The following is a 23,340-nucleotide window of genomic DNA, read 5'->3' on the forward strand; positions in this document are numbered from 1 at the left end:
ATGCAAACAGCTGCACATCAGACAACCGCCGCCGGATCCGGCGAACTCGATGCACTGGCGCGCCGCCTGCTGGCGAGCCAGTTGCAGGTGCTTGGGCTGTCTTGCGCCGAGGACCTGCAACGCCTCGCGACGCAGCACGGCCAGGTCACGCCGGATTATCTGCACCTGTGGCTGGCTGAAAGCTTCAAATATGTCGCCGGTATTGAAACCGGCGCTGCCGATGCGCTGTGGCAGCAGTGGAATGAGCGCTTGCCGGGCTGGTGCCAGGACCCGGATCTGGCGGCCAGGGCGCAGTTGCTCGACGCCTGTCTCAAGGGACTGCCGGCTTTGCTGCGTGGTGAACAGACCGCGACTCGCGTGCTCTTTCCTGACGGCTCGATGACGCTGGTAGAAGGTATTTACAAGAACAACCGGATTTGCGACTACTTCAATCAGGTGCTGATCGAGGCGGCGCTGGCCTTTATCGAAAGTCGTCCTGCGGGCGCCGAACCGCTGCGCATTCTCGAAATTGGCGCCGGCACGGGCGGCACCACCGCGGGCTTGCTGGCGGCGCTGGCACCGTGGCGGTTGCAGATAAGCGAATACTGCTACACCGATCTGTCGCGTGCGTTTCTGCAACATGGCGCCGACCAATTTGGTCGGGACAACCCGTTCCTGCAAACCCGGCTATTCGATGTTTCGCGCCCTTGCGCCGAGCAGGGCATCGACACCGATCATTATCATCTGGTGGTGGCGACCAATGTGCTGCACGCCACCCCCGAAATCCGCCAGACATTGCGCAACGCCAAGGCCGTGCTGCGCAAAGGGGGATTGCTGATGCTCAACGAAATCAGCGAAGCGTCACTGTTCACCCATCTGAGTTTCGGTCTGCTCGAAGGCTGGTGGCTGCACCGCGATGGCGTCCTGCGCATACCCGGTTGCCCCGGACTTTCGCCGGCTGGGTGGCAGGCGGTGCTGGAGCAAGAGGGCTTCAGCCCGGTGTTGTTCCCGGCCCGGCAGGCACATGACCGGGGTCAGCAAATCATCCTGGCCGAGAGCGACGGCATCGTGCGTCAGCCAGTCGCCAGCAGCGACCGGCCAGCGGCACCGCCCGCCGATAACCGCCAGCCTCAAGATACGTTTACACCGAAGCATGACGAGACCGCTCCGGACGGCAGGTGGCGTCGGGTCGCCGACTACCTGCGCAATCTGGTCAGCTCCACGCTGAAGATCCCGGCAGAGAAGATGAGCCTGTCGCGGCCACTGGAGGACTATGGCCTGGACTCGATTCTGGTGGTCCGGCTGACTCATGCGTTCAGCGAGCATTTTGCAGCCATCGACAGCGCGTTGTTTTTTGAGGTGCCGACCCTGGCGGCGCTGACCGAGCATTTTATCCAGCACCGCGCCGACGAGCTGGAAACGCTGTTGGGGCAACCCGAGGTCGAATATCGCGATACGACGGCAAATATCACCGTTCAAGAGAAGACCTCAGTTCCGGTCGAGAAGGGCGATGCCAGCGACATCGCCATTATCGGTCTCGATGGTCGTTATCCCGGCGCGCAATCAATGAGTCATTTGTGGCGCAACCTGGCCGACGGTCATTGCGCCATCGACGAAATCCCCGCCGAGCGCTGGGATTGGCGGCGCTATTTTGATGCGCAGAAGGGCACGTCCGGGCATCTCTATACGCGCTGGGGCGGGTTTATCGAAGGCATCGATCAGTTTGATCCGGCCTTCTTCCGCATCTCGCGCACCGAAGCTGAACGGATGGACCCGCAGGAACGGCTGTTTCTGCAAGTCGCCTATCACAGCATCGAAGACGCGGGCTACAACCCGGCGACCTTGCATCAACAGGGCGAGGTCGGGGTGTTTGTCGGGGTCATGAACGGCAGTTACAACCCCATCAGCAACTACTGGTCGATTGCCAATCGGGTGTCCTACCAGCTGGATCTGCAGGGCCCGAGTTTTGTCGTCGACAGTGCCTGTTCGTCATCGTTGACGGCGATTCATCTGGCGGTCGAGAGCCTGACCAGTGGCAGTTGCAACATGGCGATTGCCGGTGGCATCAACCTGATCATCAATCCGCAGCACTACCTTAACCTGTGCGAAATGATGATGCTGTCACCCGGCGAACAATGCCGCGCCTTTGGTGATGACGCCGATGGCTTTGTCGATGCTGAAGGCGTCGGCGCGGTCGTGCTCAAACCACTGAACAAGGCGATTGCCGACGGCGATCGGATCTACGCGGTGATTCGTGGCGGCGCGATCAACGCCGGTGGCAAGACCAACGGCTACACCGTACCGAGCGCCGGAGCCCAGCAGCGAGTGCTGGAAAAAGCCCTGGCGCGGTCAGCCATCGACGCCAGCCGCATCAGCTACATCGAAGCCCACGGCACCGGCACCGCGCTGGGCGATCCCATCGAAATCAGCGGCCTGAGCCGGGTCTTTGCTCATAGCGCCGGCGCCCGCTGCGCGATCGGCTCGATCAAAAGCAATATCGGTCACTGTGAAAGTGCCGCCGGCATCGCCGGGTTGAGCAAGGTGCTGCTGCAATTGCAACACCGCCAACTGGTGCCGTCGCTGCATGCTGTGCAGCCCAACCCGAACATCGATTTCGAACACTCACCGTTTCGCGTGCAACAGCAATTGGCGCCCTGGGCTGCCAACGGCGCGACACGTATTGCTGCAATTTCCTCGTTTGGCGCCGGGGGGGCCAATGCCTCGTTGATTGTCGAAGAACACCTCGGCGCGACGGACTCACGCCCAGCCATGCGCGGCCCCTGGTTGATCCTGTTGTCGGCCCGTGATAGGCAACGCCTGACGGAATCAGCGTCGCGCTTGCATGCGTTTCTCGACACTGAAGACGCGCAACAGACGGTCATGACCGACCTGGCGTGGACCCTGCAAACCGGGCGCGAAGCGATGGCCGAGCGGCTGGCGCTGCGGGTTGAATCCATTGCGGATTTGCAGCGTTGTCTGGCGCTGTGGATTGCGCGCGAACCGCAAGACAACGTGTTCTGTGGCCATAGCGATCCTTATGACGCAGCGCTGGACGAGCCCATCTCGCTGCCGATCGATCACTGGCTGCAACATCAGCAGTTGACCGAACTGGCGACGGCCTGGGTACGTGGCGAGGCCATCGACTGGCAGCGACTCTATCTCGACAGTACGTATCGGCGGCCCATGCGGATCAGCCTGCCGGGTTATCCGTTCGCCAAAAACAGCTACTGGATGCCGGGCCTGGCACATCCAACAGGCGATGCGCCCCTCGTCGAAGCGCCAACCGAGCAGGACCTGACCGAGTGCTGCTACCTGCCGCGCTGGCAGGCTCAAACCGCAGACGAGCAGGCCACGGTGCCAGGCGCCGGAGCGGTTGTGCTGGTGACTCTGGGCGAATCCGGCAACGCGACCGGGATGCTATTGGCGGCACTTGCCGAGCATTATCAGGGTACCCGGAATGTGCTGCGGATCGACTGCGGTATTGGCGCCACGGCCGAATTAGCGGCAGGTCATTGGCATTGCAGTGACGATGATCCGGCAGGCTTTGCGCACATTCTTTCGGTCCTTGTCCCGGTGGCGCAGATCATGGTGATCGGCGCGCAATCCGCCAGCGACATGACGCCGTCGGCGCTCGTCGACAGCCTGCAACACCACGAGTTACCGCTGCTGCGGCTGTTCAAGGCGTTGCAACAGCAAGCGGTCGACGGCAACGCGACGGACTGTTTCCTGTTGTCGTTTGGCCGCTACGCCTTTGCCGGAGCGCCGCAACGGGGCAATCCGTTGGGGGCGGGCATGGCCGGGCTGGGCTATGCCATGGCCCAGAGCGAGCACCGGGTGCACCTGCGCAATCTGGACCTCAACCTCGACGAGCTTGAAACGCCGCACAGCCGCCAACGGCTGCTCGCGCAGATCCTTGCCGAGCCTGCTTCAGAGCGCGGCGAGCTGATCAAACTCAGCCACGGCGAGCGCTTTATCCAGCAGTTGATGCCCCTGGCTTTGCCGCCGAGTCGCACCAACACTTCGGTGCTGAAACAGGAGGGGGTTTACCTGATCCTGGGCGGTAGCGGCGTGATTGGTCAGGTCATCAGCCGTCAGCTGATCGAGCACTATCAGGCCCGGGTCATCTGGCTGGGGCGCAAGCCCGCCGAGTGTGAGCAGGTGCAACAGAGCCTGAAGACCGAGCAGTTTCGGGGCCGGGTCGATTATCTCCAGGTCGATGCGACAAATCTGGCGCAATTGCAGCAGGCCGTGGCGCAGATCAATCAACGGTACGGGCGAATCAATGGCGCCGTGTTCTGCGCCATGGTCTTCGACTTCGAGAACAGCATCCAGCACACCACCGAAGCCCAGTTCCAGCAGATTTTCGACATCAAGAGCCGTGGCAGCCTCCATTTTTATCAGGCTCTGGCCGAGCAGCCGCTGGATTTCCTCTGCTATTTCTCCTCCGGGCAGGGCTTTGCCTTTTCCGGCGCGGCGAAGCTGTCGGCCTATGCCTGCGGCATCACCTTTGCTGACGCTTTTGCCGAGGCCATCGGCCCGGCAGCGCGTTTTCCGGTCGGCGTGATCAACTGGGGGTTCTGGCGCGCTTCGCTACAAGCGCAAACGGTCAGCCAGCATCTGGACGCGCTTGATGACGACGAGGGCTTTGCCTGTTTCAGCCGCTTTGTCGCGCACCTGTCCAGCGGTTCGCTGCGCCGTTTGCTGTGCATCAAGGCATCGCCGGCGGTGCGCCAATTGATGAACGTGCCTGAGGGTCAGCAGCTGCGGTTTGATCCAGGCGTACTGCCGCCAGTAGCGGCGCCGGGCGTGGAGCTGGAGCCCGCCGAGCGCGAACTGTTGCAGCAGATCTTTGATCCGCAAACGCTCGATCAATCGATTGCCGTGCTGCTGTTGATCCAGTTGCAGACCCTCGGCATCTTCACCGTTCCCGGTGCGCACAGCGCCGAAGCCTGGCGTCAGCAGGCCGGGATCAGCGAGCGCTATCGCCGCTGGTGGCAGGAATGCCTGGCGATTCTGGTGGAGCACGGTTATTTGCAGCAGCAAGGTGCGGCGTTTGCCGTGGCGACGCCCATTGCCCGGACACGACACGCTGCCATCCTGGCCGCCTGGAAAGTCCAGCGCGATCACTATTTCGAGGACCGCGAGCGCCGGGTTCAAGTGACCCTGATCGATGATTGCCTGCTGCAGCTGCCGCAGATTCTCACGGGGCAGATTCAGGCGACGGACCTGATGTTTCCGGACGGTTCGATGGGCAAGGTCGAGGGCATCTACAAGCACAACACCTTGTCGGACTTCTTCAACGAGCAACTGGCGTCGCAGGTGATCGCGCATGTTCGGCGGCGGGTTTTGGCCGAGCCGGCGCGCCCGGTGCGCATCCTGGAAATCGGCGCGGGCACCGGCGGGACCACCGCCGCGCTGCTGGCCGCGCTGGAACCGCTGGCCGGGCATATCGGCGAATATTGCTACAGCGATCTCTCCCGGGCATTTCTACGGCACGGGGAAACCAGCTTCGCTGCAGGCCGGCCTTACTTCACCACGCAAATTCTCGACATCAGCCAGCCCGCTGACGGCAGTGAGGCGTATGACATTGTTGTCGCCACCAACGTGCTGCATGCCACCGCCAACATGCGCAGCACCCTGGCGCATGTCCGGTCGCTATTGCGCAGCGGCGGCTTGCTGGCGCTGAACGAACTGAACCGCAAAACCACCGCCGCGACCGTCACCTTCGGCCTGCTCGATGGCTGGTGGTTGTATGAGGATCCCGCGCTGCGAATCCCAGGCTCGCCGTTGATCGCCGAGCAGACCTGGCTTGAGTTGTTGTGGAGCAGCGGCTTTCAACAGGTCGATCTGCACCTTCCACCGGGAATCGCCCTGGGTCAACAGATCATCACCGCCCACGGTGACGCACTGACTCTGCACACCTTTGAGCCGCAACTGCCCGCCACGTCCGCACAAAACAAGGAGTTTACGTTGAACGAGCATCCTGCCAGCCGGACCGGAGCGTCTGTGGACGTTGCAGACAGACTGCAACACGTGATCATTGAAGCCCTGGCCAAAACCCTCAAGGCCGATGGCCAGAGCATCGCGCTGCGCACGCCGTTCTCCGATTACGGCGTGGATTCGATTCTTGGGGTGGGTTTCGTCAAACAGCTGGGCAATCAATTGGGGATCAAGCTCAACAGCGCGATCCTGTTCGAGCAGGCGACGGTGAGCAAACTGCACAGTTACCTGCAAAAGTCTTATGGCTTGCAGATTGAGCGAGCGCTGGCGGCGACAGCCACGAATAGCCCGCAGGCAGCAACTCCCCCCGCCTTGATGACCAACCCGGTCATGGCGGCTGCGCTGGCGGGCGAAGAAGAAACTCCGAGCACAAGTCCGCAGACCCGCAAAAACCGGCGAATTGCCGTGATCGGAATGGCCGGGCAGTTCCCCGGTGCCGATAACATCGAGCAACTGTGGGACAACCTGCTGGCCGGGCGCAACGGCGTGCAGGTACTGGGGCCGGACTATCTCGAATCCCGTGCCTACAGCGCCGATAAACAGCCGGGCAAAAGCTATTGCAATCGCGCCGGCATACTCAAGGACCGCGACTGCTTCGATCCGCTGTTTTTCAACCTTACCCCCCACGAAGCAGAGTCGATGACCCCGCATCAGCGGCTGGTGCTGCAAGAAAGCTGGAAGGCGCTGGAAGATGCCGGGTGTAACCCGATGACCCTGGCAGGTCAGGCGGTCAGCCTCTATGTCGGCGCCGAGCCGGGGGGCTATCACCACGACTCCTTTACCGGCAGCTCCGAGGCCATTGTCGCCTCTCGCTTGTCGTACTTCCTCGACCTCAAAGGCCCTGCGATGGTGGTCAACACCGGTTGCTCGTCTTCCGCGGTGGCGATCCACCAGGCCTGTGAAAGCCTGCGCCACGGTGAAAGCCGCATGGCACTGGCCGGCGGGGTGTATGCGCTCCTGGATCAACGCGGGCTGATCAGCCTGTCAGCCATCGACATGCTCAGTACCAGCGGCCAATGCCATGCGTTCGATGCGGCAGCCGACGGCACCGTGATTTCCGAAGGCGTGGGCATGGTCGTGCTCAAACGCCTGGAAGACGCCGAGGCCGAGGGCGACCCGATCTACGCCGTCATCGAGGCGTCGGGGGTCAATCAGGACGGCGCCAGCAACGGCATTACCGCGCCCAATGGAGATGCGCAAGAGCAATTGCTGCGCGACACCTGGCTGAAATTCGGCGTCGATCCCGCACAGATCAGCTATGTCGAGGCGCATGGCACCGGCACCCGGCTGGGTGACCCGGTCGAGGCCAACGCGTTGATCCGGGCGTTCCGCTCGTTCACCGACGCCCAGGGGTATTGCGTGCTGGGTAGCGCCAAAGCCAACCTTGGTCATGCTGCGGCGGGGGCCGGTGTCATCGGCCTGATCAAGGTACTGCTGTCGATCCGCCAACGCACGTTGCCGGCCATGCCGGGCTTTGCGCAGATCAACCCGCTGATCGAACTCGAACATTCACCGTTCTACATCAACCGTCAGGCGCTCGACTGGCAAGCCAGTGGCGGCGAACGACTGATGGCGGCACTCAACTCCTTTGGCCATAGCGGCACCAACGCGCATCTGGTGATTGGTGAATACCAGAGCGCACAAACCGCAGGTCAGTGCGCAGCGCCACCTGCGATGAGCCGGGTCATTCCCCTGTCAGCCAAAACCGCCGCAAGCCTGCGCGACAACGCTCGGGCCCTGGCGCACTGGCTGGACAAGACCGAAGCGCCGCTGAGCCACATTGCCTTTACCTTGCAGACAGCCAGGGAGCCGATGCAGGTGAGGGCGGCTTTGATCGTCAGCGATGTTGCGCAATTGCGCACTCAACTGGCACGGCTGGCCAACGGCGAAAAACCGACTGTTACGACTGACGACGCCGGGCGGCTGGCCAACGAGTGGGTCGCCGGAAGCGATATCGACTGGGCGGCACTGTGGCCGACTGGCTCGGCTCAGCGTATTCATCTGCCGGCTTACCAGTTTGCCAAGGAGCGCTACTGGGTCGATCAGACGCCACAGCCCATCGTCGAGCGCGATACGCCTGAAGCGTCGAGCGCAGTGGATGAGTCGGCCACCGGCCTGTTTCTGGCGCGTCCCGTATGGCAGGAACCGATGGGTGCAAGTGTTGATGCAGACGACGACATCGGCCAGCGCTTGCTATTGTGGGTCGGCTTCAGCCGCGAGCAAGTGGCGCAGTTGCAAAGCCTGACCAACGCCGCAGGAGCCGGCGTCAGCGGTGAAATTCTGGCCTGCGGCAAGACCGCCCCGGCAGCGCGTTATCAGGAGCTGGCGATTGCGCTGTTGCTGCGATTGCAGACGCTCAGGGGCCGGGTCCACATTGAACTGATGATCGCCGACCAGGCACCGGAACACCTGCTGTACGCCGGTCTCGACGGCCTGCTGAAAACCGCATGCCTGGAACAACCGTCACTGAGTGCCAGGTGCCTGATGATAAAGGTCGAGGTCGGCCAGCCATTGTCGGCTGCGCAGCTCAAACAGTTGACGATCACGCTTGGCGAAAGGCGTCAGCGCGCCCGCTCGGTGTTGCAGCGCAGTGGCCCACAAGGCGAGCACCAGGAACTGCAATGGCAGGAGCTGGCAGACGATGTCGCCGCCAGCCGTGAGCACGACCGCATCACCTGGAAAGATCAGGGGGTTTACCTGATTACCGGCGGCGCCGGTGGCCTGGGGCTGATATTTGCCGGGGCCATTGCCGAGCAATGCCGCAACGTCACGTTGATTCTGATTGGCCGCTCGGCCCTCGACTCGCGCCAGCAGGCGCGCTTGCAGGAAATTCGCGACGCCGGTGCTGTGGTCAGTTACCAGCAGGTCGACCTGACCGACGCCGAAGCGCTGGAGCAGTTGATCGACGACATCTGCGCCAGACACGGCAGCCTCAATGGTGTGCTGCATGGCGCCGGGATCAACCGGGATCGGCTGCTCGCGCATAAAACCCCACAGGAGATGGTCGAGGTGTTTGCCGCCAAAGTGGTCGGCACAGAGCTGCTGGACCGTGCTTGCCGTCGGCTATATCTGGATTTCTTTGTGCTGTTTTCATCCTGCTCGGCGGTGCTGGGCAGCATCGGTCAGTCGGATTACGCCGCCGCCAACGGCTTCGTCGATCACTTTGCCGAGCTGCGTAACAAACGCGTCGATCAGGGCCTGCGATTCGGTCACACGCTGTCGATCAATTACCCGCTGTGGCGCGACGGCGGCATGCAGGTCAGCGCCGCTGATTGCGCGCACATCCGCCACAAGACCGGCATGGCGCCGATGCAGTCGGTGCATGGCATCCAGGCATTGCAACTGGGCCTCAATGCCGGCCTGGAACGGCTGTTGGTGATCGAGGGCGATCTGGCGCAGATTCGTGCGCACTTTGGTGCCGCCGAGGAAGGCGATGCAGAGCCAGCGCTGACGCCGACTTCGGTCGCGATTGACCGCACGCGGCTCACTGGCGTCATTCTCGAACGGCTCAAAGCGGTGTTCTGTGCCGTCACCAAGCTGCCGTCGGCCCGGGTCGAGAGCCAAGCGCCGCTGGAACAGTACGGCATCGATTCGATCATGATCACTCGGCTCAACAAGGCGCTGGAGGATGTCTTTTCGGCGATGACGCAACTGCGCCCGGCAGAACGCCAGTTGTCGAAAACGCTGTTTTTCGAATACCACAGCCTGGACGCGCTGACCGGCTATCTGGTCGCCGAATATCATCGTGCCTGCCTGCTGTGGAGCGGTCTGGCCGAGGTGCCGACGCCCTTGCCGACTGCGCCGTTTGTCAGTCAGACAACCCAGGCCCCAGCAGCGATGTCGGCCGCCGAGCCCATCGCGATCATCGGCATCAGTGGCCGTTATCCGCAGGCCGACAATCTCGACGAATACTGGCGCAACCTCAAGGAGGGCCGCGACAGCATCACCGAGATTCCACCGCAGCGCTGGCCGCTTGAAGGCTTCTATGTCGATTCGGTCGCCGAGGCGCTGAAGCAGGCCCGCAGCTACAGCAAGTGGGGTGGCTTCATCGACGGTTTTGCCGATTTCGATCCGCTGTTTTTCAATATCTCGCCGCGTGAGGCAGTCAACATGGATCCGCAGGAACGGCTGTTCCTGCAATCCTGCTGGCAGTCGCTGGAAGATGCCGGGATCACCAAAGCCGATCTGGCCGAACAGTATCAGGGCAATGTCGGGGTCTTCGCTGGAATCACCAAGACCGGGTACAGCCTCTACGGGCCGACGCTGCGGGAGCAAGGCCACATGGTCTTTCCGCGAACCTCGTTCGGCTCGACCGCCAACCGGGTCTCCTATGTGCTGGACCTCAACGGGCCGAGCGAACCGGTGGACACCATGTGTTCCTCGTCGCTGACCGCGCTGCACCGGGCCTGCGAAAGTCTGCGTCGTGGCGAGTGCCGGATGGCCTTTGCCGGTGGCGTCAACCTGTACCTGCATCCCTCCAATTACGTTGAGTTGAGCGCCGGGCAGATGCTCTCCAAAGACGGCCGCTGCCGCAGTTTCGGCGAGGGCGGCAACGGCTTTGTACCGGGCGAAGGCGTCGGTTCAGTATTGCTCAAGCCGTTGTCCCGGGCACTGGCGGACCGCGACAACATCCACGCACTGATCCGCGCCGTGGCGGTCAATCACGGCGGTAAAACCAACGGTTACACCGTGCCCAATCCCCAGGCCCAGGCCAAGGTGATTCGCCTGGCCATCGATCAGGCCGGGCTCGACGCCAACCAGATCAGCTACATCGAGGCCCACGGCACCGGAACTGAACTGGGCGACCCCATCGAGGTGAGCGGCCTGAGCCAGGCCTTTGCGCTTGATGGTGTCGACCCCGGCCACTGCGCGCTGGGTTCGGTGAAAGCCAATATCGGTCATCTGGAAGGCGCCGCCGGCATTGCCGGGGTCAGCAAGGTCATTCTCCAGCTCAAACACAAGCAGCTCGTGCCGAGCCTGCATGCCACCACCCTCAATCCCAACCTGACGCTGGACGCCACGCCGTTTTACCTGCAACAGACGCTGGGCGATTGGCGCCCGGCAGATCATGGGCCGCGTATCGCCGGGGTCTCCTCCTTTGGCGCTGGTGGAGCCAACGGCCACGTATTGCTGCAGGAGCACGACGAATACCGCGAGCTGCCAAACGCCAGCGGCGCCGAAGTGATTCTGCTGTCGGCTCGCGACGGCGAACGCTTGCGTGACTACGCGCAGGCGCTGCTGGCCTATGTGGATGCCCGGCCATCGCTGTCGGGCGCCGACCTGGCGAACCTGGCGTACACCCTGCAAACCGGACGGGAAATGATGGCGGCGCGGCTAGGGCTGGTGATTGATTCGCCCGCCGCACTGGCGACGAAATTGCGCACGTTTATCGACCGTGGCGTACAACCGGACGCAGGCCTCTACACCGGCGACATCCAGCGTAACCGCCTCGTTGCCCAGGCTGATGCGGAGCTGGCGCCGGTAATTCGCCGTTGGGCCGAGAGCGGCAAGCTGCACAAGTTGCTGGAGTTGTGGGTCAACGGCGAAGTCATCGACTGGTCACTGCTGCATGCTCAGCGTACCGGTCCACTGCCGTATCGGATCAGCGTGCCGGTCTACCCCTTTGCCCGCGAGACGTTTTGGTTGCCGGGTATTCAGTCGACGGCGGCGCCCGTCACTGAAACGGCTCTCACCGCACCGATGGCCTCCACCAACAGTGACCGCGTGAGCTATCTGGCGCGCTGGCAGGCCGACGGGCAGGGTGGTGAGCCACAGACTGTCGAGCACCGTTGCGTGCTGATTGTCGGCGATGCGTCGACCCGGCCAGCGGCAGAGGCGATCACCGCGCACTACCTGCTCAGCGCCGGTTTTGCCACCGGCGCAGGCCGGGTGATCCGTCTGGAGCCAGGCCTGCAAACGGTCTGTCTGGCACCGGATCACTGGTCGCTGGACGCGGCCGATCCGCAAGCGCTGGAGCAATGCCTGAGCGCGGGGCCGGCCATCGATTGCCTGTATTTCTTCGGCGGCAACGCCGAGGCCACTGACTGGCAAGCGCAGCTCGACAGCCCGAAAACCAATGAGAACCTGCTGCTGCGGTTGATCAAATGGCTCAAACAACACAGCCCTTGCCAGGCGATCGACAGCTACATCATCAGCCAGGACAACTTCGACATTACCGGCGAGCCAGTCAGCGCCGTGGGTGGCGGCCTGACGGGCATGGCCTATGCGATTGCCCAGGGCGAGCATCGGTTCCGGGTGCGCAATCTGGATGTCGACAGCCGTGAGCTGGCCGACAACCGACGCCGGCCACACTTGCTGCGTCAGGTGCAGGGCGAGGGCGGGTTGGCTCGAGGTGAGGTGCTGTGCCTGCGCGATGGCGTGCGCTATCGTCAGCGCATTTTCAACCTGAGCTGGCAACCCCAGCCACCGTTGGCCGAAGGCCGGTTTGTCAGCTCGGGGCTCAAGCGTGGTGGCGTCTATGTGATTCTTGGCGGCAGTGGCACGGTGGGCTCGATTATCAGCCGCTATTTGCTGGCCGATTATCAGGCCCGGGTTATCTGGCTGGGACGCAGCGGTGCCGACGATCCCAAGGTGCAACAACGGCTCGCGAAATGCCTGCAACGTGTTGATGGCACGGTCGATCCGGCGCAGTTGCAGTATTTGCAGGCCGACGCCAACGACCCGGCATCGCTGCAACGGGCCGTGGCGCAGATCAAACAGCGTCATGGCGCGATCAACGGGGCGATTTTCTCCGCAGTGGTGTTCAACCATGAAGACCCGATCACCCGCATCCCCGAACCGCAGTTCGACGAAATCCTGCAAGTGAAAAGCCGTGGCGGTATCGAGTTCTACCGGGCACTGGCCCATGAGCCGCTGGATTTCATGTGCTACTTCTCGTCCGGGCAAAGCTTTGCCTTCTCCGGCGCGGCGCGGTTGGGCGCCTATGCCGCCGGCATCACCTTCGGCGACACGCTGGTGCGCAGCCTGCGTCGGCAGGCGGCGTTCCCGGTGGGCGCCATCAACTGGGGGTTCTGGCTGTCATCGCTGACCGAGCAACAGGCGGCGGACCCGTCTGCGCAACCGATGAGCCGCCACGCCGGAGCGCTGGAGGACCGCGAGGGCTTTGAGTGTTTTGCCCGCTTTGTCGAAGCCCTGAGTCACGGCCAGCTCGATCAGGTGCTGTGCATGGCCGCCTCGGCGCCGGTCCAGCAGTTGATGCAGCTGCAACCGGAACCGATAGTCCTTGGCGAGACCGGCGTTCAGCCGCCCGACGATGGTTTCGAGCGCTACCGTATAGCTGCCGCGCCGTTGCTGGCGGCTCATGATCCTCTGCCGTTTGACCGGGCCATGGCCGGGATGACGCTGGTGCAACTGTGCCGCATGGGGCTGTTCACCCAGTCGGGGCAGTTTGAGGACAGCGAAGTCCTGCGTCGTCAGGCCGGGATTGGCGAGCACTATGGCCGCTGGTGGGCGACCAGCCTCGAACTGCTGCAACAGCAGGGGCTGGTGCAGCGTCGGGGCACGCAGATCGCGATCACCGAGCACGCGAACCTTCAGCAACTGGAGCAACGCTGGAGCATGCTCAGGGATGAGTTGGTCGCCGTGCCGCAACGCAAGGCCCAGGTGGAACTGGTTGACGCCTGCCTGCAACAGCTGTCGGCAATACTCGGCGGGCGAACCCAGGCCACCCATGTCATGTTCCCCAACGGTTCGATGGACAAAGTCGAGGGCGTCTATCGCCACAACGCCTTGTCCGACTACTTCAATCAGGTGGTCGCAGGCGTGGTGCAGCAGCACATCGAAGCACTGTTGATCCGCGAGCCGCACCGGCAACTCCGTATTCTGGAAGTCGGTGCAGGCACCGGCGGCACCAGCTCCATCGTGCTGCCGGCGCTGCAACCCTGGCGCAGGCAGATTGCCGAATATTGTTACACCGACATCTCCAAGGCGTTTCTGATGTACGCCAAAAAAACCTATGGTGCGGCCAATCCGTTCCTCACCTATCAGGTATGGAATGTCGAACAGCCGCCGCAAGCCCAGGGGCTGGAGCTGGGCGGCTATGACATCGTGATCGCCGCCAACGTGCTGCACGCCACCAGTAGCATTCGGCGCACGCTTGCACACGCCGCAGCGTTGCTGCGCCGTGGCGGCATTGTAGTGATGAATGAAATCAGCGACCGGTCGCTATTCGCCCACCTGACGTTCGGCCTGCTCAAAGGTTGGTGGCTGTACGAAGACCCCGAGCTGCGCATCTCCGGCACGCCGGCCCTGTATCCGCAAAGCTGGGCCAGTGTGCTGGGCGAGACTGGTTTTCATAGCGTCGCGTTCCCGGCGCAATGCGCCCACGGCCTTGGTCAGCAGATTATCGTCGCGCAAAGCGATGGTGTGGAGTGTCTGGCGGCGCTGGATAAGTCCGAAAAACCGTTCGGCAACCCTGAACGAATTCTGCAACCGGCATCTGCCACAACCGGCGACGGCCGTGAGGTGCTGACCGCGTTGGCGCTGGACGGTCTGGCCACTACGTTGCAACTGACGCCTGGGCGCATTCAGGTGGATCAACCCTTTGCCGACTACGGCATTGACTCGATCCTTGGCGTGAGTTTTGTCAGCCACATCGGCGAGGCCCTGGGCACGGAGCTCAACACCGCGTTGCTGTTCGACTATCCGTCGCTGGAAAGCCTGGTGGACTACCTGCTTGGCCAATACCCGGCGCAGTGTGCCCGGTTGGGCGCAGGGACAGCGCAGCCTGTTGCACCCGAGCCAGTCGCACCCGAGCAGCAACTCGAGGCAGCGTTTCTGTGCGGTGAACTGGCAATCGATGAATTGCTGAAAATCGTCAACGACAGCGCCATGGCAAACCACGGCACAGCGCAGGCAACGACCGGGAAAGTACAATCATGAGCAGCCAAGCATTTCAATCCATTATCGCCCGGCTCCAACAGCGCCAGATCACGGCTGACGAGGCCCGGCAGTTGCTGCAACAACTCAAGGCTGGCGCCCAGGCCACAGTGGAAACACCGCCAGCCGCTCGCCCGCAGGCGCACGACGAGATTGCCGTGATTGGCATGTCAGGGCAGTTTCCCGCCGCCGACAACGTCGAACGCTTCTGGCACAACCTCAGCACGGGTAACGATGGTGTGGTTGAGCTGGGCGAGCGTTATCTGGACGCTGAGCGCAGCTATTCGGCCCAGCGCCAGCCCGGCAAGACGTATTGTAAGTGGGGCGGCGTCCTTGAGCGGCGGGATGATTTCGATCCGCTGTTTTTCAATATTTCGCCCCGCGATGCCGAGTCGATGAACCCGCATCAGCGGCTGATCCTCCAGGAGAGCTGGAAGGCCCTGGAAGATGCCGGCTACAACCCGAAAAGTTTTCGCGATCAGTCGGTGGGCATCTTTGTCGGCGCAGAACCGACCGGCTATTTCCACGAAACCTTTATCGGCGCCTCCGACGCGATCATTGCCTCACGGCTGTCCTACTTCCTCGACTTCAAAGGTCCGGCGCTGGTGGTCAATACCGGCTGCTCGTCCTCGGCCACGGCCATTCACCTGGCCTGCGAAAGCCTGCGCAATGGCGAGGCGGACCTGGCGCTGGCCGGCGGCGTTTTCGCCACCCTCGGCGAGCCCGGCCTGATCAGCCTGGCGCAAATGGACATGCTCTCGCCGACAGGGCATTGCCATACTTTCGATCAGCGCAGCGACGGCATTGTGCTGTCCGAAGCGGTTGGCATGGTGACCCTCAAGCGTCTCTCCCAGGCGCTGGCCGACGGCGACCCGATCTACGGGGTGATCTGTGCCTCGGGCATGAACCAGGACGGCGCCAGCAACGGCATTACCGCCCCCAGCGGCCAGGCCCAGGAGCGGCTGATCAGCGAGCTGTATCGGCGTTTCGCCATCGATCCCCGGCAGATCAGCTACGTCGAGGCCCATGGCACCGGCACGCCACTGGGCGATCCGGTCGAGGTCAACGCGTTGGTCCGGGCTTTCCGCCAGTTCACCGCCGATACCGGTTATTGCGCGCTGGGCAGCGCCAAGGCGCATATCGGTCATACCTCGGCGGCGGCCGGTGTGGTCAGCCTGATCAAGATCCTGCTGTCGATGAAGTACCGGCAGTTGCCCGGGGTATTGAATTTCGAACAGCTCAACCCACGGATCGAACTGGCGGGCTCGGCGTTTCATATCCATCGCGAGCCCCGAGAATGGCTCGGCAGCGGCCCGAAGATGGCGGCGCTCAACTCCTTTGGCCATAGCGGCACCAATGTGCACATGGTCATCCGCGAGGCCCCCGAAGTCGCCGCGCCGCCGGTTACCGACGAGGCGCGGCCCTGTCTGCTGCCACTGTCGGCGCGCACTGCCGACAGCCTCAAACGCTATGTCCGCCGGGTACATCAGGCACTGCGAGATCCGGCCCTGCGCCTGACGGACCTCGCTTACACCCTGCAAACGGGGCGGTTGGCGCAGGAGCATCGATTGATCTTCCTGTGCTCCGACAAGGACCAATTGCGGCAACAACTGAATGACTGGCTGGACGGCCGTTCGCCCCGGCACTGCTGGTCCGGGCAGATCGAAACGGGTGAACGTGCGGACATCGAGCTGCCTGCCATCGCCGACGCGGCGAGTCTGCAACCGTTGGCTGAGGCCTGGGTCACGGGCGGCAAACTCGACTGGGCGCAATTCAATCGTCAGCACCGTGGCGACGCCCGCCGTGTGCACGCGCCGGTCTATCCGTTTGCCCGGCAGAATTTCTGGATACCGCCCGCGCAACGTGGCGCGGCGGGAGGCGAGGTCAGCGCCGGTGCCGTTTCCAACATCCGCCCTCTGCATCCATTCCTGGCGCGAAACACCTCAGATCTGCACCGCCAGCGCTTTAGCAGTGTGTTTGATGGCGAGGAGTTTTTCCTCAAGCAGCATGTGGTTGGCGGGCAACGAATTTTCCCCGGCGTCGCGCATCTGGAAATGGCCCGGGCGGCGGTGGCGATGGCCACGGCGGGGCGGCAGCCGTCATTCAGTCAGGTGGTGTGGTTGCGGCCATTGATCGTCGGTGCCCAGGCACGGCAGGTCGATATCGAGCTGACGCTGGAAGACGACGAGCAGATCCGCTTCGAGATTTCCAGTCGCGAGCTTGATTCGCTCACCGGCCAAACCACGGGTGAACCGCTGCTGCACAGTCAGGGGCTGGCGGGTTTTGCTTCGCCATCGGCGGCGCATCAGGTTGATCTGGCAGCGCTCAAGGCGCGGATGACCGGCGGCCAGTTGAGCGCTAAACAGTGTTATGACGCCTATCAGGCGATGACGTTTGAACACGGCCCGGCCTATCAGGGTCTGCAATCAGTGGGCCTCGGGCGTGGCGAAGTGTTGGCGCAACTGCTGCTGCCCGCTTGCCAGCGCGACAGCTTTGAGGGCTATGTGCTGCACCCGTCGCTGATGGATTCGGCGCTGCAGGCAGCCATCGCCCTGAGTCTCGGTGCCGACGTGGTACTGACCGAAGACGACCGGCAGCAACTGCCACCGTTGACGCGCCCGACGCTGCCGTTTGCCCTTGAAGGCTTGCAGATACTGGATCGTTGCAGCGAACAGATGTGGGCCCGGGTGAGTTACGCCGAACGCCGCGACGATCAGCAGGCCGACAGCGGTTTGCAGCGCTTGAACATCGAGCTGTTCGATCAGCAAGGCAAGCTCTGCGTGTTGATGCAGGGTTTCACCTCACGGGTTCTGGGCAACCAAAGTGAGCCGGCAACCACTGACCAGCCATTGATGGAAACCCTGTTATTCCAACCACAGTGGGTTGACGAGGCGGCACCGTCGGTTGAAGCGCCCGGCTTCAGTCAACGCCTGATCCTGCTCAGTGGCTTTGATTCCCGGATCGCCGCTCAGGTGCAACAACAACTGGCCGCTTGCCGCTGCACGGTGCTGGACGTTCCCGAGCAGGATTGCGCCGTTGATTATCAACAGACGGCACTCGCGCTGTTGCAAAAAATCAGGCTGCTGCTCGGCGCGGGCGGCGGACGGAGGTTGCTCCAGCTCGCCGTGCATGACCCGAATGGCGAGCGGATGACCGGCGGCCTGGCGGCGATGCTGCGCAGCTTGCAGCTGGAAGTACCGGATGTGACCGGGCAAGTGATCGAGCTGGACGAGCAACAATCGCTGGCGCAGCGGCTGGCGGAAAATGCCGCCGCCGGCGATGTCGGGATTCGCTACCAGTCGGGCCGGCGCCAGGTGCAACACTGGCGTCCTTGCCCGGTGGTGGATCTGGCAATTGACGCGCCGTGGAAGGACCGTGGTGTGTACCTGATTACCGGTGGCCTCGGCGGTCTGGGGCGCTTGTTTGCCCAGGCCATCGCCGCCAGTGTCAGTGACGCCACCTTGATTCTCACTGGCCGCTCAGCGCCGGTCCCGCAGTTGCTGACCGGGATTGACGCGGGCCGCAACCGGGTCGAGTACCGGCAGCTGGATGTCAGCGACGCTGAGGCGGTACAGCGCCTGATCGACGGGATTGTCGGCGAACATCATGGCCTCAACGGCGTGCTGCACAGCGCCGGGGTGATCCGCGACAGCTTGCTGATCAATAAACAGGATGAAGAACTCAAACAGGTGATGGCGGCCAAGGTAGCCGGCACCCGCAATCTGGACCTCGTCACCGCCGGATTGGCGCTGGATTTCTGGATCTGTTTTTCATCCGGGACCGGCGTCGTCGGCAATGCCGGTCAGGCCGACTATGCGGCAGCCAATGCTTTTGTCGACCGCTACGCCGCCTACCGCAACCGATTGACTGCCCAAGGTCTCCGTAGCGGCCAGAGCCTGGCGATCAACTGGCCGTTGTGGAAAGAGGGCGGCATGCGGGTCGACGAAACGACCGCGCAGCAGATGGCGTACAGCACCGGCATGGTCGCCATGCCGAGCAACGCCGGGATTCATGCCCTGCGCCAGTGCGTTGCGCTGGCGCTGCCGCAGGTGCTGGTGATGCACGGTCGGCGAGCGCCGATCAGCGCGCTGGTGACGGGGCGTGGCACTGCCGAAACGTCGAAGCCGCAAATCGTCGCGCAGGTAGCCCCCGACCATGACGCACCGTTGACCGAAGCACTGCACCGGGCGCTGATCGAGCTGGTGTCTGCGCAGATGAAAATCCCCGCTGGCGAAATCCGCCTCGATGTGGAGTTCAGTCAGTACGGCTTCGACTCGATTAGCCTGACCACGCTGGCCAACACACTGAAACAGCAATGGCGGCTCAACCTGGCGCCGACGATCTTTTTCGAACACGCCACGGTTGGCCGTTTCGCCGACTACCTGGAACGCGAGCACCGCAGTGCGCTCGCGACCAGACTGGCGCCGCAACAAACAGCAGCGCCGGTAGCGCAACCCCGGCAACGACACCCGCAAGCAGCAACAGCCCGGCGCCCGCTGCAAACCGCCAGCGTTGTCATGGCTAAACCGTCTGTCACCGAAGCTGACGATGACATCGCAGTGATCGGCGTCAGCGGCCGTTTTCCGATGGCCGAGGACATCGAGCAGTTTTTCCATAACCTCAACGACGGACGCGACTGCATCAGCGAGATTCCCGCCAACCGCTGGGACTGGCGCGAGTACTACGGCGATCCGCACCGCGAGGTCGACAAGACCAACGTGAAGTGGGGCGGCTTTATCCACGGCGTCGATCACTTCGACCCGCTGTTCTTCGCCATCTCGCCACGCGAAGCGCAATTGATGGACCCGCAGCAGCGCCTGCTGATGACGTACGTGTGGCTGGCCATCGAAGACGCCGGCTACGCCACCGCTGATCTGGCGGGCAGCGACACCGGGATTTTCGTCGGCACCGGGGTGACCGGCTACAGCAGCCTGATCGCCAAGGCCGGCGTACCGGTCGAAGGCTATAGCGCCACGGCGATGGTGCCTTCGGTCGGCCCCAACCGCATGAGTTTTCTACTGGATTTTCACGGTCCCAGCGAACCGGTCGAAACCGCCTGCTCGTCGTCACTGGTGGCGATCCATCGCGCAGTGCAGGCGATGCGCAGCGGTGATTGCCGGATGGCGGTGGTCGGCGGGGTCAATACGTTGATCGCGCCCGAGGCGCAGATCAGCTTCAGCAAGGCCGGCATGCTGGCCCTGGACGGGCGCAGCAAGACCTTCTCGGCCCAGGCCAACGGCTATGCCCGTGGCGAAGGCGTCGGGATGATCGTGCTGAAGAAACGCAGCCAGGCCGAGGCCGACGGCGACCACATTTATGCGCTGATCCGCAGCACCGCAGAAAACCACGGCGGCAAGGCCAACTCGCTGACGGCGCCCAATCCACGCGCCCAGGCCGAGCTGTTGAAGTCGGCTTACCGCAAGGCCGGGGTCGATCCGCGCAGTGTCGGCTACATAGAGGCCCATGGCACCGGTACGGAATTGGGTGACCCGATTGAAATCAACGGCTTGAAAATGGCCTTCCGCGAACTGGCCGAAGAGTTTAGCGCCGATGAACCGGGACAGGGCTTTTGCGGCGTCGGTTCGGTGAAGTCGAACATCGGCCACCTTGAACTGGCCGCCGGGATTGCCGGGGTGATCAAGGTCCTGCTGCAACTCAAGCACAAGACCCTCTTCAAGAGCCTGCACAGCGAACAGCTCAACCCTTATATCGAACTCGACAACAGCCCGTTTTATGTGGTCCAGCAAAGCCGTCCGTGGGTCGCGGTCAAGGACCGTCACGGCAATGAGTTGCCGCGTCGGGCGGGTGTCAGTTCGTTCGGTTTTGGCGGCGCGAATGCACATATTTTGCTGGAGGAATATCGGGTGTCGTCGCCGGCTCGCAACGAAGTCGCGTCGGGTGCCAGACCGTTTCTGCTGTCGGCCAAAACCCCGGAACAGCTGCGTGAATCCGCGCGTCGCCTGGCCAGTTTCATCGCCGCCGCGCCTGCGCAAAGCCAGCACTACCTCGATGAGCTGGCTTATACGCTGCAAGTTGGCCGCGACCTGATGCCGGAACGTGTGGCGCTGTTGAGCGATTCCCTGAGTGACCTGCAACACCAACTCGGCGACTTCGCGGCAACAGGCAAGGCGCTCTATCGCGGCACCAGTGAAGGCGACAACCCGGCATTGGCGCTGTTTCGTCAGGATGAGGACATGGCTGCCGCGCTTGCGGCCTGGATCGACAAACGCAAGTACCACAAGTTGCTGGAACTGTGGGCTCAGGGCCTGACGATCGACTGGCGTCAGTTCTACCGTGACGGTCAAACGATGCGCCGCCTCAGCCTGCCGGGTTATCCCTTTGCCCAGGAACGCTACTGGGTCACGGATCTCGCCACCGGCCAGGTGGCCAGCCCCGTTCAAGGCAGCGTGTGGCTGCACCCGATGCTCGAACGCAATACCTCGGACTTTTATCAGCAGCGTTTCAGCAGCCGTTGGCAGGGTGACGAGGGCTGGTTTGTCGATCATCAGGTCCACAGCCGCAACACCATGCCCGGCGTCGGTTTTCTGGAAATGGCCCGGGCGGCGATTACCCGGTCGCTGGATTCGCAGGCACTGGATGCCGGCTTGCTGCAATTCAAGAACATCGTCTGGCTGACGCCTTACACGCCGACATCGCAAGACAACGAACTGCATATCGAACTGACGCTTGAGCAGCAGAAAGTCGACTTCAGAATTTACTCGCAGGTCGAGGGCGTAGCGCTGGAACACTGCAAGGGTAGCGCGCAGGTGATCCCGGCGGCCGATGTGCAACCGCTGGACCTCGACAGTCTTTGCGCGGCGCCCTGGCAGCGCAGCCTTGAAGCGGATGGGGTGTATCCACTGTTTGAAGCGATGGGCATTCACTACGGTCCCGGCCATCGTGGTGTTTCGCGGCTGTGGCTGGGTGAGGGCAGGGTATTGGCCCGGCTTGAGCTGGCTCCGGGGTTGTTTGACGGTGATTGGGTGCTGCATCCGGGCATGCTCGATTCCGCCGTTCAGGCTTCGATTGGCCTCCTGCTAAACAGCGACGGGATGGGCGAGACGCTGTTGCCCTTTGCCCTTGAGCAACTGAACGTATTTGGGTGTTGCCAGCCGCTGATGTGGGCACTGATCAGCGTCGATGGGCGCAATTCGGGCAGCGCTGTGCAGCGGATCGATATCGACCTGTGCGACGAGCAAGGGCAGATCGCCGTGGCGTTACGCGGGTTCAGCTCGCGGCCAATTCGGGCCGGGCGCGACCGTCCGGCGCCAGTCAGCGCCGATCAGTTACTGCCGGCGGGCCTGAGCCTGCTCGCGCCTCAATGGCTGATTGCCGATAGTCCGTCGTTGTCGCTGCAAGCGTTGCCGACTCTGGCCATTGGCGCAGCCGGTGAGCGCCACGACTGGCTGGCCGGACAACATCCGCAGATCGAATTCTTGCCGTCGCAGGCGTCCACCATTGACGGAATCGCCGCCCAGCTGTCGGCTTGCGCACCGTTCCAGCGCCTGATCTGGCTGGCGCCGGCAGAACACAGCACGCTGATGCTGTTCCGCTTGATCAAGTCGCTGTTGCAGCTGGGTTTTGCCCAACGAGCGTTGCAGTTGCAACTCATCTTTACGGCCAGCATTGCGCTGCACCCCGATGAGCCGTTGGCGCCAGAGCAGACGGCTTGCCATGGCCTGGCCGGGTCGTTGGCCAGAGAACAGGAACAGTGGCGGGTTGAACTGATCGATCTGCCGGCGGACAGCCAACAGCTGCCGCAGACAATGCTCGAGCCAGCGTTGCCCGGTGAATGCCTGGCCTGGCGTGAGGGCGAATGGTTTCGCCAACGTTTGTTGCCGCTGACCGAGCGTGCGCAAACAGCCGCTGGCGCTGTGCATTACCGTGAAGGCGGCGTGTACGTGGTGATCGGCGGCGCCGGTGGCATCGGCGAAGTGTGGACACGCCATTTGATCAGCCATTGGCGTGCCCGAGTGATCTGGCTGGGCCGCCGCGTTGCTGACGATGAGATCAATCACCAACTCGCGGTGCTGGCGCAATTTGCCCGGCAACACCACGCGGCGCCGCCGCTGTATCTCCAGGCCGATGCCACCGACGCCGGGCAACTGACCCGGGCCAGGCAACAGGTGGTCGAGGCCTGCGGGCCGATCAATGGCTGGGTGCACTCGGCACTGGTGCTGGACGATGCTCGTCTTGCGCAGATGGACGAGGCGCAGTTCAGCGCCGCGTTCGACGCCAAGCGGCTGACCAGTATTGCGATGGCGCAGGTCTGTACGGCGGCGGACAACCCGGCGCTGGACTTCGTACTGTTTTTCTCGTCAATGATTGCCTTCAGCCGAGCCGCCGGCCAGAGCAACTACGCCGCTGGCTGCGCCTTCGCCGACGCCTTTGCCGCTCAACTCGATCAGCACGGCCCATGTCCGGTCAAGGTCATCAACTGGGGCTATTGGGGGTCCGTGGGCG

2 protein-coding genes (1 of these 2 only partly in view) are annotated in these 23,340 nt (G+C 62.9%); both read left to right on the forward strand.

The window, feature by feature from the left end; translation table 11 throughout:
• Window positions 1-14,880, forward strand: coding sequence for an SDR family NAD(P)-dependent oxidoreductase (locus AACY49_RS03130; protein WP_339521579.1), 14,880 nt, complete (start codon window positions 1-3; stop codon window positions 14,878-14,880).
• Window positions 14,877-23,340, forward strand: the 5' portion of a protein-coding gene (locus tag AACY49_RS03135; RefSeq protein WP_339521580.1) for an SDR family NAD(P)-dependent oxidoreductase. 3,623 nt of this gene lie beyond the right edge of the window; the window shows 8,464 of its 12,087 coding nt (coding positions 1-8,464); its start codon is at window positions 14,877-14,879; the stop codon falls past the right edge of the window. Before AACY49_RS03130 ends, AACY49_RS03135 begins: the two co-directional genes overlap by 4 nt.

The sequence above is a fragment of the Pseudomonas sp. EL_65y_Pfl2_R96 genome (genome assembly GCF_963970905.1).
Lineage (GTDB): Bacteria > Pseudomonadota > Gammaproteobacteria > Pseudomonadales > Pseudomonadaceae > Aquipseudomonas.

Bases quoted from the DNA above. Each gene is read 5' to 3' on its own strand.
- AACY49_RS03130 (WP_339521579.1), top strand. From the start codon at position 1: ATGCAAACAGCTGCACATCAGACAACCGCCGCCGGATCCGGCGAACTC.